Source organism: Microbacterium sp. FW305-3-2-15-F-LB2 (assembly GCF_058787255.1).
On sequence record NZ_JBYSZO010000001.1, the window covers coordinates 1,213,136 to 1,227,237 of the forward strand.

14 protein-coding genes are annotated in these 14,102 nt (G+C 71.2%); 9 read left to right on the forward strand and 5 right to left on the reverse strand.

The window, feature by feature from the left end; all coding sequences use genetic code 11:
• Positions 1-6: 6 nt before the first annotated feature.
• Positions 7-930 carry a LysR family transcriptional regulator gene (locus AC3WLZ_RS05860; RefSeq protein WP_412924151.1) on the reverse strand — a complete coding sequence of 308 codons (924 nt, stop codon included), beginning with the start codon at positions 928-930 and terminating at the stop codon, positions 7-9.
• 128 nt (positions 931-1,058) lie between these two features.
• Here AC3WLZ_RS05860 and AC3WLZ_RS05865 point away from each other — a divergent pair, with 128 nt between their 5' ends.
• On the forward strand, positions 1,059-3,158 hold the full coding sequence (locus AC3WLZ_RS05865; RefSeq protein ID WP_492469422.1) for an FAD-binding oxidoreductase: 2,100 nt from the start codon (positions 1,059-1,061) through the stop codon (positions 3,156-3,158).
• A 53-nt stretch (positions 3,159-3,211) separates the two neighbouring features.
• Here the strand turns inward: AC3WLZ_RS05865 and AC3WLZ_RS05870 are convergent, their stop codons facing one another.
• The 3 genes from AC3WLZ_RS05870 to AC3WLZ_RS05880 form a co-directional block, all read right to left on the reverse strand.
• Entirely contained in the window at positions 3,212-3,379 is a 168-nt protein-coding gene (locus AC3WLZ_RS05870) for a hypothetical protein (RefSeq protein ID WP_412924153.1), read from the reverse strand.
• Between the two features lie 111 nt (positions 3,380-3,490).
• Positions 3,491-3,943: a hypothetical protein gene (locus AC3WLZ_RS05875; protein ID WP_412924154.1), complete on the reverse strand. Its 453-nt coding sequence runs from the start codon at positions 3,941-3,943 to the stop codon at positions 3,491-3,493.
• A 139-nt stretch (positions 3,944-4,082) separates the two neighbouring features.
• Positions 4,083-5,102 carry a zinc-binding metallopeptidase family protein gene (locus tag AC3WLZ_RS05880; protein WP_492469425.1) on the reverse strand — a complete coding sequence of 340 codons (1,020 nt, stop codon included), beginning with the start codon at positions 5,100-5,102 and terminating at the stop codon, positions 4,083-4,085.
• 153 nt (positions 5,103-5,255) lie between these two features.
• Between AC3WLZ_RS05880 and AC3WLZ_RS05885 the strand changes: the two genes are divergently transcribed.
• From AC3WLZ_RS05885 to AC3WLZ_RS05910, 6 genes are all read left to right on the forward strand, one after another.
• Positions 5,256-5,963, forward strand: a complete 708-nt coding sequence (locus AC3WLZ_RS05885; protein ID WP_412924156.1) for a response regulator transcription factor — start codon at positions 5,256-5,258, stop codon at positions 5,961-5,963.
• Positions 5,960-7,351, forward strand: a complete 1,392-nt coding sequence (locus AC3WLZ_RS05890) for a sensor histidine kinase (RefSeq protein ID WP_492469427.1) — start codon at positions 5,960-5,962, stop codon at positions 7,349-7,351. Before AC3WLZ_RS05885 ends, AC3WLZ_RS05890 begins: the two co-directional genes overlap by 4 nt.
• A 63-nt stretch (positions 7,352-7,414) precedes the next feature.
• Positions 7,415-8,182, forward strand: coding sequence for a hypothetical protein (locus tag AC3WLZ_RS05895; RefSeq protein ID WP_492469429.1), 768 nt, complete (start codon positions 7,415-7,417; stop codon positions 8,180-8,182).
• A gap of 1 nt (position 8,183) precedes the next feature.
• Complete coding sequence (locus tag AC3WLZ_RS05900; RefSeq protein ID WP_492469430.1) at positions 8,184-10,370, forward strand: MMPL family transporter; 2,187 nt, start codon at positions 8,184-8,186, stop codon at positions 10,368-10,370.
• A 117-nt stretch (positions 10,371-10,487) separates the two neighbouring features.
• A complete protein-coding gene (locus AC3WLZ_RS05905) occupies positions 10,488-11,465 on the forward strand; it encodes an alpha/beta fold hydrolase (RefSeq protein WP_492469431.1) in 978 nt (325 codons plus the stop codon).
• 132 nt (positions 11,466-11,597) lie between these two features.
• Positions 11,598-12,500, forward strand: coding sequence for a CPBP family intramembrane glutamic endopeptidase (locus AC3WLZ_RS05910; RefSeq protein ID WP_492469432.1), 903 nt, complete (start codon positions 11,598-11,600; stop codon positions 12,498-12,500).
• Here AC3WLZ_RS05910 and AC3WLZ_RS05915 read toward each other — a convergent pair.
• Positions 12,441-12,881 (reverse strand): DUF2000 family protein, encoded by a 441-nt coding sequence (locus tag AC3WLZ_RS05915; RefSeq protein WP_412924163.1) that lies wholly within the window; start codon positions 12,879-12,881, stop codon positions 12,441-12,443. The two genes, AC3WLZ_RS05910 and AC3WLZ_RS05915, sit on opposite strands and share 60 nt — an antisense overlap.
• Positions 12,882-12,930: 49 nt before the next feature.
• On the opposite strand from AC3WLZ_RS05915, the gene AC3WLZ_RS05920 reads away from it, so the two are divergent.
• Together AC3WLZ_RS05920 and AC3WLZ_RS05925 are read left to right on the forward strand one after the other, a co-directional pair.
• Positions 12,931-13,713 carry a helix-turn-helix transcriptional regulator gene (locus AC3WLZ_RS05920; protein ID WP_412924164.1) on the forward strand — a complete coding sequence of 261 codons (783 nt, stop codon included), beginning with the start codon at positions 12,931-12,933 and terminating at the stop codon, positions 13,711-13,713.
• Positions 13,714-13,782: 69 nt separating this feature from the next.
• A complete protein-coding gene (locus AC3WLZ_RS05925) occupies positions 13,783-14,067 on the forward strand; it encodes a hypothetical protein (protein ID WP_412924165.1) in 285 nt (94 codons plus the stop codon).
• Positions 14,068-14,102 lie beyond the last annotated feature (35 nt).

The following is a 14,102-nucleotide window of genomic DNA, read 5'->3' on the forward strand; positions in this document are numbered from 1 at the left end:
CTGACTTCAGACGGCATCCGGCGCGTACAGCGTCTCGTCGAGCTCGATTGCTCGCCGACAGTTCTCGCGGACCGTCTCGAGAAAGGTCTCGGCGGCACGCGACAGTCTGCGGGTGTTGGCCCAGGCGGCCGCCGCCGTCCACCGCATGTCGATCCAGGGCGTCGGCAGCGCGACGAGACCCGGGTGGTCGCGCGCGACCGCTTCGGTGACGAAACCGACACCCACGCCCGCGGCGACGTAGCCGCTGACGAGGTCGAGGTGCGGCACCTCCACGATCGTGCGGCGGGCGACACCACGCGCCATGAGCTCGCGGTCGGTCGACTCGCGCAGCGTGAATCCTCGGGGGAACTCCACCATGGCCGCTCCGGACAGATCTTCGGGCTCGACCGGCGAGGAGCGTCCGGCCCACGGGTGGGATGTTCCGCAGGCCAGGACGAACTTCCCGGTCAGCAGGGGCTCGACCGTCAGTTCGGGGGAGTACGCGAACGGCAGCACGACGAAGCACACGTCGAGCACGTTGGCGAGGATGTCGTTCTGCAGGGCTACGCTCCCGCCGAGGGCGGACTTCACCGAGATGCGCAGATCCGGATGCCGTTGGTGAAGCGTCGCGATGGCGGTGGCGATCGAGACGATGTCGGGGGTGGCGAGGACGCCGACGGCGACGTGGCCGCCGATCCCGCCGCCCGCGAGGGCCGCGGCGGAGTCCTTCGCCTCTTCGAGCGCCGCCACGGCAGCCCGTGCCGCGGGAAGGAACGACCGGCCCTCCGGGGTGAGCGTGACGGCGCGGGTGCCACGGTGGAGGAGCTGCAGGCCCGTCGAACTCTCGAGGGCCTTCACCGACGCCGACACCGATGACTGCACGAGGTGCAGGCGTTCCGCTGCCCGGGTGAAGCCGCCCTCCTCGGCGACGGCGATGAAGGCCATCAGCATGCGAGGGTCCACGGTTACTCCCATCGGAAACATCGATCGCTGCGAACGAAATTAGTCGTTGTACATCGATGGGTGGAACCCCGCATCCTTTCTGTCGACCCTGTCATCGACGGAAAGGAAGAAGAACGATGTCCCTCTCTGCTGCGGCCCCCTCGCGTGCTGCCGAAGCGGTTGCGGCTGTGCCGAGCGCGCCGACTCTGGGGCGCGCCGCGCGCGTCTCGAGCGTCGCCGCGTCACTCCTCACGATCGGCGCGATCGGCGTGGCGGTCGGCTCCGTAGCCGCCGCTCCCTTGGCGGGCGCCGCGGTCGCCGACGCGGTCGGCGCCGCGCTCGGGAGCGCCCTCGCCCTCGTCCAGGGCGCGAACGTCTCGGCCCGCCGGGGGCGCCGTCGGTTCGTGCTCGTCGGACTCGTCCTTCTCGGTGCGGCCACCCTCGCCCACGCCGCGGCGATTCCCTTCCTCGCCGGGCTCCTGCTCGGCCTCGGGGCGGTCATCGCCGTCATGGCCGCGACCGGATGGCTCGCAGACGCGGGACTCCCGACGTTCGCGGCCGCCGCGTCTGCGCTGGCGATCCTCGCGGCGGCCTCCGTCGTCGCCGTGCCCGTCCTGGTCGCCACCGTCGTCCTTCTCGCCGCCGCCGCGGTCGCCGCGATCAGCATCGACACCGTGTCGGGGCCGCGCACACCCGTGTTCCTGCTGCCGGCTCTGCCGCGCCTGTCGGAGCACCCCGTGGCCGCGCTCGTGCTGGCTGCCCTCGTCGCGAGCTTCGCGTGGCGCAGCGGGGGAGTGTTCGCCCTCGTCGTCGTGCTGGCGGTGCTGGCGGCATCCGCGGGAATCGGACGCGCCGCGGGCCGCCGCTCCCTCGCGTCGACGCCGCTGACCTCGAGCGGGCGCGCCTACCACGCGGCATCCGCGGTGTTCGATGCGACGGTGGCCCTGCGTCCGGCGGCGGCCACCACCGTCCGCTCGGTCGAGGAGGTGCGCGAGGCGATCGATACTGCTCGCGCGCGCGGCCTCGGCGTGGCGATGCACAGCACAGGACACGCCGCCGCGGGGCTGGCCGACCTGAGCGGCAGCGCCCTGCTGAAGGTGGCGATCGACGAGCCGATCACGGTGGATGCCATTCGCCGCACCGTGCGCATTCCGGCAGGGCGCGCGTGGGGAGAGGTCGTCCCCCTCGTCGCGGCGCACGGACTCACCGTGCCCCACGGGTCTTCCGCCCTCGTCGGCGTCGTGGGCTACCTCTCTCGGGGCGGGCTGTCGGCCTACGGGCGGCACACCGGCGTGGCAGCGAACGCGATCGAGTCGATCGAGATCGTGACCGCCGACGGCGAGCACCGCCGTGTCGACCGCGAGAACGATCCAAAGCTCTTCTGGGCGCTGCGCGGCGGGGGCGGCGGCTTCGGGGTCATCACCGCGGTCACGGTGCGTGCCTTCGCGCCCGGCGAGATCGTGACCGGCACGACGGTCTGGGAACTCTCCGACGCCGAGGCGGTCGCCCACGAGTGGGCACGCTGGTCGGCCGAAGCGCCGTCGGCGATCACGACCTCGCTTCGTGTGCTCAGCATTCCTCCGCTGCCCGGAATGCCGTTCCCCCTCTCGCGCCGGCCTGTGCTCGTCGTCGACGGCACCGCGGTGAACGGCGACGTCACCGCGCGCGATGCGGCGGGCACGCTGCTGGCTCGTCTCCGGTCGGCCGCGGCCCCGCGCCTGGACACCTGGCGCGTCGCCGACCCGGCCGAGGTCGCGCACACCCACATGGATGCCCCGTTCGCGCCGGCGCACTCCTCGGCCCACGCCCTCGTGGGGGCGGCGGAGTCGACCGACGCGGGTCAGGCGCACGGGATCGTCGCCGACTTCCTACGCGCGACCGCCGACTCCGCGGTGCTCATCTCGGAACTGCGTCAGCTGGGTGGCGCCCTCGGGGAGCGTCCCGAGGGGGCCGGCGTCGTGGGCCACTACCGCGGTGCGTTCGGGTGGCTGAATCTCGCTCTGCACGGCAAGCCCGGACGCGAGGTCGCCGAGGCGGCGATCGACGCGCAGTGGGAGCAGATCCGCCGCTGGGAGACCGGGTACACCGCGCCGACGCTGGCGGCGGAACGGCACCGTCCGGCCCGGTCGTTCCCCGAGGCCGACATCGCCGCCGTCGACGCGGTCCGCGTCCGCGTGGATGCCGAGGGCCTCTTCCGTGTCGATGTCGCCCCGGGAGCGCACTCGGGGCTGGTCTGACCGTTGACCGACACGGGAGGCGGGGGAGTGGCATCCCTCGCCTCCCGTCGCGCTCACGCGGCGACGAGCGTGGGCGTGCGGGCGACCGTGCGTCTGCGCCAGAGCAGCCACGCGTACAGCACCCCCTGCGTCATCACGATTCCGCTCACGGTGGAGGCGATGACGCCGGCGGACTGATCGGCCGCGGTGAGGAGGTCGACGCCGGCGTGCCAGATCAACACGGGAACGATGCTCCCCCCGGCGCCGACGGTCATCCACGCCAGCAGGAACGAACCGCAGACGAAGCGGTTCCGGGGTCCGCTGCACCTCCATGGCCCCGCGCGGTGCGGGGGTCAGGTGTCAGTGCGGAGCGCCCGGGCGACAGCCAGCGACGTGGGGATGTGACCCGCGGCCAGCACTCCCGCGGCGAGGACGAGCCAGATCACGCCGAGCCAGGCGCCCGCGGTCGCGAAGACCGCGACCGGCAGCACCGCCATCGGCACGGGCACCGGGCCCCATCGGCGGTAGAGCGTTCCCGGATCCCGCCGTCGCACGTAACGGCCCCACAGCCCCAGGTAAGCGGCGAGGAACACGGCCATCGGCACGGCCCACGCCCACGTCAGCGGCGCGGGCAGCACGATGACGGGGATCACGAGGCACGCCGCCTGTCCGCCGCGTTCGAGCACCGGCAGCACGGGCGAGACGCGCACGGAGGGCAGCGGAGGCCGCGGCGGGAGCACGAGGAGCAGAAGGCTCGGGGCCAAGACGGCCACGGCGATGGCGAGCCCCCACGGCGAGAATCCCACAGCCACAGGCTAGCGGGTGGCTCAGTCGTGGAAGCGCGCGCCCTTGGCGATGCGGTCCACGACGTTGCACGGACCGCGCAGGGCGATGCCCACCGGGTCGAGATCGACCTACGCTTCGCGAGTCCGGACCACCCCCGCGCTACCCGCCCGCGCCCAGCGACCGCGGGGCTCTCCGGCCGGGCCTCAGCGACGCGATGAATTCCAGCTTGTCCAGGACCGGGTCCGGGATGACGAAGGGGTACAGGTCGGCCTTTCCCATCGACCGGTTGATCATGTTGAGCGAGATGGTCAGAGGCATCCACACCCCCGTCGCGAGGTCGCGGAAGCGCGAGAAGGCGTCCACGCCGGCCACCGTGATGAGGCCGTAGGCGGTGGCTGTCTCGAGGGTGTCGGTGATGTGGAGGTAGTGCGCCCAGGTCTCGGCGAAGTCCTCGTACGGATGCATCGTCGCGTACGTCGAGATGTAGCGCCGGGACCAGTCGGCCGGCGGTCCCTCGGAGTAGTGGCGGTCGATCTCAGCCTGGTAGTCGGCGGTCTCGTCGCCGAAGAGCTCGCGCGCCTCGGTGATCCGGTCGGTGCCCTCGACGAGCAGCCACTCGATGTAATGCCCGACCTCGTGGCGGAAGTGTCCGAGCATCGTGCGGTACGGCTCGCCCAGTTGCTTCTGCACCCGGACGCGGTACGCGTCGTCGCTCTCGGCCAGGTCGATCGTGATGACGCCCTCGTCGTGGCCGATGACGACGTTCTCGGCCACGCTCGAGAGGAGGTCGAAACACAGGCCGCGCTCGGGATCCTGCGCCTTGCTCGCGATGACGAATCCCAGGCGGTCGAGCTCGAAGAGCAACCACCGCTTCGCGCGCTCGGCGACGGGGAACTGTCCGAGACCCTCGAGGTCGGAATCGTTGGGGCGCACGCGGGTCAGGTCGCACGCAGAGCACTGACCACCCTCGAAGGGGGCGAGCCACGTGCAGCCCGACAGGTTGAGGTTGCGGCAGACGTGCCAGACGAACCCGGCCGAGTCGATGTAGCGGCCGAGGCCATCGACCGGGACGATCTCCGCCTCGCCGCGCGAGAAGCCGAGGCTCGTTCCGCACGAGACGCACACCGAATTCTCGAAGTACAGGGCATTGCCGCACACGCGGCACCGAAACGACTTCACACCTACAGCCTGGCAGGGCCGCGGCGCCGGCGGGGCGGGGTTGCGCTCCGCCCGCCGTTCGCGACGGCGCTCCGTCCCGCTCGCCAGAGCTGTCTCCCGTCACCCTTCGAAGTACCGCTCGGCGGCACAGGGCGTCCCCCTAGCATCGAGGTCATGACCGCGCGAGAGAACGACGGGCCGCCGACACGGGTGCTGGTCGTCGACGACGACGAAGGCATCCGCGTCCTGCTCGCTTCGGTCCTCGCCGCCCCCGGGTGCACCGTCACCACCGCGGCGACGGGGGTCGACGCCCTGCGAATCGTGCGCGGGGAGGAGTTCGACGCGATCCTCCTCGATCGACTGCTACCGGATGTCGATGCCGTCCAGATCGTGACGGCTCTGCGCGCAGCAGCGCCATCCGCCGCCATCGTCATGCTCAGCGCGGTCGACGATGTCGACGCACGTGTCGCGGGACTTCGGCTCGGTGCCGACGACTTCCTGACGAAGCCATTCCACGTCTCCGAGGTCCTGGCCCGCATCGACGCCGTCCGGCGCCGAGGGATGCCCATCGACGACCCCGATGTCCTGCGTTACGCCGACCTCGAGTTCGACCTCGCCGGGCAGCGCGTCCGTCGCGGCGGAGAGGTCGTGCCGCTGACCCCCACCGAATTGAGGCTGCTGCGATTCCTCCTCGAGAACGCGGAGCGAGTGCTCTCCCGCGGCCAACTGCTGGACCATGTGTGGCGCTATGACTTCGGCGGTAACAGCGAGGTCGTGGAGAAGGCGGTTTCGACCCTCCGGCGCAAAGTCGATGCGGGGCGCCCTCCGCTCATCCAGACCGTCCGCGGTTTCGGCTACTGTCTCCGCGCGGACCCGTCATGACCGATGCCGCGCGGCCCTCGATGGTGCGGACCCTTCGTCGACGCATCCTCGTCGTCGTCGCCGCCGCGGGCATCCTCCTGGCGATCGCGAGCGTCTGGGGTGTCCGGCTGATCACTCTGCGCACAGCGGAGACGCATGTGCGTGTGACAGCGCAGACCGTGACGACCTGGCCGCAGCCCGGACAGGGAGGGCTGGTCATCGACGAGGAGCAGCTGCGCGCGGCGAACGTCGGATCGACGATGGTCGCGCTGCTGGATGCCGACGGGGACATCGTCGCCGCTTCGGCCGCCACCTCCACCCCGTTCACCGACCTCGGGAGGGTGGCCGCCGCCATCGGCGGAGACGAGACGGCTCGCGCAGAGGTCGCGGGCCGCAGTCTCCTGTTCGCCCGCGTCGAGCTTCCCCCCGGCACGGTGTACGACGACGGCGCGAGAACGCCGGTCGCCACCGCCCTCGTCGGCGTCGGGATGGAGGCGGCCGATCGCCTGGTCACGGCGCTCGCCCTGGCCGCGCTCGCCGTCCTGGCAGCCGTGCTCGTGCTCGCCGGAGTGGTCGTTACCCTCGTCGTCTCGCGGACGACACGGTCGCTGACGGTCCTCGCCGATCGCGTCGAGCAGTCGAACCTGAGCGACCTGGCGGCCTCGCCGGCCGGCGAGTTCGGCGAGACGCAGAGCGTCGCCCGCGCGATCGAACGCCTCGACGGACGAAGGGATGCCACGGAGCGCCGGCTGCGCACGTTCGTCGCGGACGCGTCGCACGAGCTTCGGACGCCCCTCACCAAGATCCAGGGGTGGACGCAGCTGCACTTCCAGCGTCCGGACGATGCCGAGACGACCGAGCGCGCGTTCGGAAGCGTTTCGGAGGAGTCGGAACGGATGCGTGTCCTGGTCGAGCGCCTGGGCTTGCTCGCCCGCAGCGAGGCGACGTCTCCCGTGCGGGAGCGGATCGATCTGCGCGAGGTGTGCCGGGCCGCGGTCGAGGACGCGGAACTTCTCGCGCCCGACGCCGCCGTTTCCCTTGCCGTCGATGCCCCCGTGTTCGTCGACGGCGATCCCCACGCGATCGCTCAACTCGTCCGCAACCTCGTGGGGAACGCGCTGCGCCATGCCGGTCCGGATGCCTCGATCGCGATCGAGGTGCGCGACGCGGGGGAGACCGTCGTCCTCGTCGTCGCCGACGACGGCGTCGGGATGGGCCCCGACCTGCGCGACCGCGCGTTCGAGCGTTTCGTCAGCGGCGACCGAAGTGCCGGGAGCGGTCTGGGACTCGCGATCGTCGAAGCGATCGCGCTCGCTCACGGGGGCGATGTCGCGCTGGAATCGGAACCCGGTACGGGAACGCGCGTGACGGTGCGTCTGCCCAGCGCGCTCTCGACGGCATCCGGCTGATTCGTCAGCCGATCGTCAGAACGTCGTCCGCTTCTCGGGAGGTGTGCCCGCTGCGATAAGGGCGTGATCTCGAAACGTACCCGGACCTGGATCGGCGCCGGTGTGGCGCTCGCTCTCGTCGCGACATCCGGTCTCGTCGCCGGTGAGGTCGTCGCGCGGGGGCAGCTGGACGCGCGGGCGGCCTCCTTCAGCGGGTCCCTTCCCGGGGTGTCGGCGGAGGTCGGTGGGGGTCCGGCCTTGTGGCAGCTCGCTTCGGGTGCGGTCGAGGTGCGCCTCACCGTCGCCGACGCCGCTCTCGACGCTCTCGCGCGGTGCCGGACGGATCAGGAGGTCACGGTCCACGCCGTCTCGGGTGGGGTGGTCGTCGAAACGGAGCGCACGCTGCGCGGCGTCCCGGTGACGGTCGATGTGCTGCTCGTCCCGCAGCGCGATGCAGCCGGGTGGCGTCTCGTCGCGGACTCGGTCAGCGCAGCCGGTATCTCGCTCCCGGCCGAGCGTGCCCTGAAAGTGCTCTCGGGTCGCGACGGCGACGGCGCCGGGTTCGCTCAGCGGCTGGCGGACGGTATCCCGCTCGTGCTGCCGGGTGCTCCCGTGCGTGGTGTCGAGTTCCGCGCCGGGGCGGCTGTGCTTTCGGTGGGTCTGCCGGTCGCACGTGACGGTGCGGCCGAGGGCGGAAGTGATCGGTGGGGGTCGCTCCGCGAGTGCCTCGACCCATCGGCATCAACGGATCCCGCTGACCCGGCCGAGCCCTCCGCCCCCGCCGACCCTTCCGCTCCGATCGACCCTTCCGCGCCCGCTGCCCCTTCCATCCCCTCCGATCAGGACGGTTGAAATGAAACGCTTGGTCTCCTCTCTCGCCCGGGTGTGCGCCCGGCATCGCTGGCTCACGATCGCCGCCTGGGTCATCGCCGTGGGTGCGCTCTTCGGGAGCGCGTACCTCGTCGGTCCGGCTCTGCAAGACGATCTGGAGGTCACCGGCAGCGACAGCCAGGTCGCGGCGGACGTCCTCGAGGCACGCTCGGGAGAGGAGGAGCCGACCGTACCGACGAGCCGCATCGTCGTGGCAGGTGACCTTTCCGGGCATGCCGACGTCGTCCAAGAGGTCATCGGCGGGCTCGAGGCCGCGACCGGCGAGACCGTCGAGAACCCTCTCGACGACCCCGCGGCGGCCACACGTGCGGGAACTCTCGCGCAGGCGGGGGACGCGCTCGTCCTCACCGTCTCCGGCGACCCCAAGGAAGAGGGGCGGACGTGGCAGCGAGACGTCGATGCGGCGCTCGATCCCGCTCGCTCCGCGGGCCTGGAGGTGGGGATCGGCGCGCCGCTCGGCACGCAGCTCGACCGTGCGGGCGGGGTCAACAGCGAACTCGTCGGCGTCGTCGCCGCCCTGATCGTCTTGTTCTTCGCCCTCGGGTCTGCGCTCGCGGCGCTCGCTCCCGTGGCCACCGGCATCATCGCCGTCGCGGGCGGGGTCGGGTCCGTCTGGCTGTTGAGTCACGGATTCACCATCTCGGAGAGCGCCGTGACCCTCGCGATCATGATCGGACTCGGCGTCGGCATCGACTACACGCTCTTCTTGCTGTCCCGCTTCCGTGCTGCGCTGAGGGAGGGGGCGGATCCGGTCGAGGCTGCGGTCACGTCCGGCCACACCGCGGGGGAGGCGGCGACCATGGCGGGCGTGACCGTGGCGATCTGCGCGACGGGCCTCGCGATCTCGGGGGTCGAGTTCGTCGCCTGGCTCGGCTATGCGACCGCGATTGTCGTCATCGTCGCGGTCGCGGCGACCCTGACGCTCACTCCGGCGGTGCTGGCCGCCATCGGACACCGGGCACTCGCGCGCGGCGAGCGCCAGGAAGCGCTCGCCGCGAGGTCGGGCCCGCCGGCGGCGGACGGGGGAGTCCAGGGGGATGCCATGACCCGAGCGTCGCATCGCGGCGCCTGGGACCGGCTCGCGCCGCGGCTCACGCGGCATCCCGTGATCGCGGGCGTCTCGGCGGCCACACTGCTCGTGGTGCTGTCGCTGCCGGCGTTCGCCCTGCAGCTCGGGCAGTCCAGCGCGGGTGACGCGCTCCCCGGCTCGAATCAACGCCAGTCGTTCGATCTCACGGCGGAGTATTGGGGACCCGGGCAGAACGCGGCCCTCCTGCTCGTGGCCGAGGGTGGGGAGGAGTCGCTCGCGGACTGGCAGGCGCTCGCGGGTGATATCGCCGCCCGCGCGGACGTCGCGGCCGTCTCGCCTCCTCTGGCGCGCGACGGCGTCGTGACGATGCAGGTCACGCCCCTGACGGGGCCGAGCGACGACGCGACGGCGGCGCTGGTCGCCGAGCTGCGGGCCGACGTGATCCCCGGCTCGGGCGTCGATGCGCACGTGGGTGGCGCCGTGGCCACACGCCTGGACCTCAGCGACCGGATCGCCGAACGGCTGCCGTGGCTCATCGGCATCGTCATCGCCGCGTCGATGGTGCTCGTGGCGTTCACGTTCCGCTCGGTTCTGCTGCCGGTCAAGGCGGCGGTCTGCAACCTGCTGTCGATCGCCGCCGCGTTCGGTGTGCTCGTGTGGGTGTTCCAGGAGGGGCACGGGGTCGAGGTGCTCGGCCTCGACGGGCCGATGCCGCTCGATCCTTACGTGCCGATGATGCTCTTCGCCGTGCTCTTCGGTCTGTCCATGGACTACGAGGTGTTCCTGCTCACCTCGATGCGGCAGGCCTGGTTGCGCGACGGGGATGCACGTGTCGCCACGACGCGCGGTCTCGCCGAGACCGGTGGGGTCATCTCCGCGGCCGCGCTCATCATGATCGCCGTCTTCCTGAGCTTCACCTTCAGCACCAACCCGGTGATCAAGGTGTTCGGCGTGGGGCTGGCCGTGGCCGTGCTCGTGGATGCCACCGTCATCCGGCTGCTGCTCGTCCCAGCCGTGATGACGCTCCTCGGGCGCGCGGCCTGGTGGTGGCCCGGCCGTCGGCGGGCGCCGGGGCCGAGGCGTCAGTCGTCCGCGGAGACGAGCGAGGTCAGCACGTGATCGGCGTCGTGGATACGGACCCCCAGCGCCCCCGCTCGTGCGGGCGGAAGCGCTCCGGCGACGACCCCGAGCACCGCGGCGGGAGCGCCTTGAACCATCTTTCGAAAGGGATCGATCATGACACGAAGCACCCCACGGCATCCGGATCCGTCCTGGCTCGATCGCACGTCGTATCCGCTCTCCGATGCGTACGTCGACGTCGCCGGGCACGAGGTGCACTACGTGGACACGGGCGCACCGCCGCTCGCGGCGGGAGCACCCGGGGACTCACCTGTAGCGACGGTGCTCTTCCTCCACGGCAATCCGACATGGTCGTTCGTGTATCGCGAGATCATTGCGCGCCTTGCTCCCGCGGCGCGCTGCATCGCGCCCGATCTCCCCGGATTCGGCTTGTCGCAGGCGGCCGCGGGGTATCGGGGCACTTTCGTCGAGCACGCCGACGCCGTCGAGCGGTTCGTGTCGACGATGGGTCTGAACGACCTCGTGATCGTCGTGCAGGACTGGGGCGGCCCGATCGGACTGCGCCTGGTCGAGCGGCGCCCCGATCTCTTCCGTGGGGTCGTCATCTGCAATTCGTGGGCGTGGCCCGTCGACGCCGACCCGCACTTCGCCCGGTTCGCGGGGTTCATGGGCGGTCGTGTCGGCAGCGCCCTCATTCGTCGGTTCAACCTGTTCGTCAACGCGCTCGTTCCGCTCGGGCATCGGCGTCGTCGACTCGGACGCCGCGAGATGGCCCAGTACCGCAAGCCGCTCGCCACGGGCGCCCGCAGGGAATTCAGCGCCGTGCTTCCGCGCGAGATCGTCGACGCCACGCCGCAGCTCGCACAGGTGGCCGAGGGCCTCGGCATCCTGGACTCCCTTCCCGTGCTCATCGTGTGGGGGGATCGCGACATCGCGTTCCGCGAGGCGGAGCTCGCGCGATGGCGCGCGGAGGTTCCGGGTGCCGAGGTGCACGTCGTCTCGGGCGCGGGTCACTTCGTGCAGTCCGACGCGCCGGATGAGGTCGCCGGAGTCCTCCGTGCGTGGCTCGAGGCGGAAGGCCTTCTCGCCGCGGAGAACGCGACAGCGGAGGAGAACGACACCGGTCGCCTGTGACGGGGCGCGGTCGGCTTCCGTGGTCCGGGGGTCTTTCGTCCTGCCGCCCTGGCGCACGCCCTCCTATCAATGGGGGTGATGACATCGCCCGTCACGATGTGCGGCCGCCCATCGGCCGGGAAAGGATCCGCCATGACATCGCCATCGAACGCCCCCGCTCGCGGCGGCGGGATCGCCGTGTTCCTCACCGTCGCGTTCGGCGTGACGTGGGCGATCTGGACGCCGATCCTCGTCCAGGCGCAGACCGACGGGCTCGAGCGGATGCCGTGGACGTTCTTCCTCGCCTCGATCGGACCGCTCTGCGGGGCGGTCGCCGCCGCGGCGTGGGAGGGCGGACGGCGCGGGCTCGTCGAGTGGGCGCGCACGACGTTCTCGGTGCGCTTCCGGTGGGTGTGGTGGGCTGCCGGGATCGGGATGCCACTGGCGTACTTCGTGATCGCGTGGCTCGCCGTGTTCTTCGTGACGGGTGGATGGCTCGACGCCGCGGGGTTCGGGCTGACCGAGAAGCTCCCGGGCCTCGCATGGCCCGTGGTCGCGGCGGTGTGGGTGCTCACCTTCGGGCTCGGCGAAGAGGCCGGCTGGCGCGGTTGGCTGCTGACGGCGCTGACGCGACGCGTGTCGGCGTTCTGGGCGGCGCTGATCGTCGCCGCGGTGTGGATCGTGTGGCACGCGCCCGCGTTCTTCTTCAACCCGACGTATACGGCGATGGGCGCGGGCATCGTCGGCTGGATGCTGGCATTGGTGTGCGGGTCGTATCTGCTGGCCTGGATGACGCTCGGGGCGCGGGGGAGCATCGTCCCGGTGCTTCTGTGGCACGCGGGTTTCGACCTGCTCACGGCCGCGGATCAGTCCGCGGGGATCATCGCCTCCACGATCAGCGCGATCGTCATGGTTCAGGGGGTTCTCTGCGCGTGGCTGCTGTGGCGTCGGCGGCACACCGGGCGTCGCTTCGTCGCCACCGTCGCCGAGCGGGGCTCAGGCGTGGAACACCGCTCCCTTCGCGATGCGATCGACGACATTCCGCGGACCCCGTAGGGCGATGCCGACCAGGTCGAGATCCTCGGCCGGTACGGCGGCGACGGCGGCGCGATTGGCCTCGTCGTGCATCGTCGCGAAGAGGTCGCGCGTGTAGATCGCGAGGGCGACGTCCTCGCGCGCCGCGGCCTTCGCGCGGGCACGTGACAGCAGGTCGGCGTTCCCGGTCAGCACGATCACCGGCTGCCGCAGCATCGGCAGATACTCGATGCCGTCGGCGTCGCGGTAGGGCTCTCCGACCAGGTCGGGCGCGCTCGTCGTGATGCCGGCGATGAGGAACGCGGTGACGTTGAGTTCCTGCCAGGCGGCCAGGTCTTCGCGGAGGACGACGACGATCTTCGTGTCGAAGGACGGCGTGGGTGCGGGGGTCGGGTCGGTCATGGGTCCAGCCTCGGCCCGGGGACTCTCCGCCGTCTTGTACGTTTCTTGCATGATCGAACGGGTGCGGGCGTGGCATCCCGACGTCCCGTTCCTTCGCGAGGTGTACCACGCGAGTTTCGATCATGCGTATCCACTGCACACCCACGACGACTGGGCCGTGATGCTGGTGGACCGCGGCGCGGTCGCGTACGACCTCGATGGCGTCGCCCATCGGGCCGCGCCGGGGGCGTTGACGCTTCTTCCGCCGGGGATCGCCCACGACGGACGCTCGGCGGTCGCGGGGGCGGGATACCGCAAGCAGGTGCTCTACCTGCGCCGTGACTGGCTTCCCGACGGCACGGCCGACCGCGTCGCGCGGCGCCCCACCGTGACCCGCGGCACCGCAGAGTCGGCGGCGAGGCGCGTCCACGCCGCGCTGCGGTATCCGGGCGAGGAGATGGCCGCGGAGCACTGGTTGCTCGCGGTGCGCGATGCCGTGCTCGCGTACACCGGGACCGCCTCGGTTCCCGTCCGAGACGTCCCGCTGGCTCGGCGCCTGCGTGCGCTCGTCGATGATCGGTACACCGAGTCGTTCACCATCGCTGCGGCGGCCGACGAGCTCGGTGCCCATCCCAGCCACCTCGTGCGCGAGTTCTCGCGCGCTTACGGAATGGCACCCCACCGCTACCTCGTCGCGCGGAGGGTCGACGCCGCACGACGCCTCCTCGTCGATGGATGCCGCCCCGCGGAGGCCGCGGCGCGCACCGGCTTCCATGATCAGGCGCATCTGACACGGCATTTCCGCCGCGTGTGGGGGGTGACACCCGGGGCCCTCGCGCGTTCGAGCTCGTGAATGATGCTCCCGCTCGAATCGAGTGAGGCCATGTATACGTGGTATACAGGTGGGGGGTCAGAGGATGCCGTGGGGGACGTCATGGACGAGGGTGAAAGTCGAGCAGGGGCGGATGCCGCCGGGGCGCGTCCGGACGATGTGCGCTTCCAGGTCCATACGGCGATGCTGAGCGTGCTCCGTTACATGTCGGGCGATCTCTCGCTGACGGAGGCCGCGGCGCGCGCGGAGCTGCCCCGCAGCGTGATCACCGAATTGAGCAGCGAACTGGCGGGATTCATGATCCCGCGCACGGTGCGCTCGATGCGCTACGTCAAAGCGCTCGTCTCGGCAAGGGGCGTCGATAGTACGCGATAAGCAATCCCCGACATGCCACACTGGCGTGGCAATGT

What these genes read in the sequence shown, in the direction of transcription:
- AC3WLZ_RS05905 (WP_492469431.1), top strand. Translation starts at nt 10,488, where the DNA reads ATGACACGAAGCACCCCACGGCATCCGGATCCGTCCTGGCTCGATCGC.
- AC3WLZ_RS05915 (WP_412924163.1), bottom strand. Translation starts at nt 12,881, where the DNA reads ATGACCGACCCGACCCCCGCACCCACGCCGTCCTTCGACACGAAGATC.
- AC3WLZ_RS05890 (WP_492469427.1), top strand. Translation starts at nt 5,960, where the DNA reads ATGACCGATGCCGCGCGGCCCTCGATGGTGCGGACCCTTCGTCGACGC.
- AC3WLZ_RS05860 (WP_412924151.1), bottom strand. Translation starts at nt 930, where the DNA reads ATGCTGATGGCCTTCATCGCCGTCGCCGAGGAGGGCGGCTTCACCCGG.
- AC3WLZ_RS05920 (WP_412924164.1), top strand. Translation starts at nt 12,931, where the DNA reads ATGATCGAACGGGTGCGGGCGTGGCATCCCGACGTCCCGTTCCTTCGC.
- AC3WLZ_RS05885 (WP_412924156.1), top strand. Translation starts at nt 5,256, where the DNA reads ATGACCGCGCGAGAGAACGACGGGCCGCCGACACGGGTGCTGGTCGTC.
- AC3WLZ_RS05900 (WP_492469430.1), top strand. Translation starts at nt 8,184, where the DNA reads ATGAAACGCTTGGTCTCCTCTCTCGCCCGGGTGTGCGCCCGGCATCGC.
- AC3WLZ_RS05865 (WP_492469422.1), top strand. Translation starts at nt 1,059, where the DNA reads ATGTCCCTCTCTGCTGCGGCCCCCTCGCGTGCTGCCGAAGCGGTTGCG.
- AC3WLZ_RS05910 (WP_492469432.1), top strand. Translation starts at nt 11,598, where the DNA reads ATGACATCGCCATCGAACGCCCCCGCTCGCGGCGGCGGGATCGCCGTG.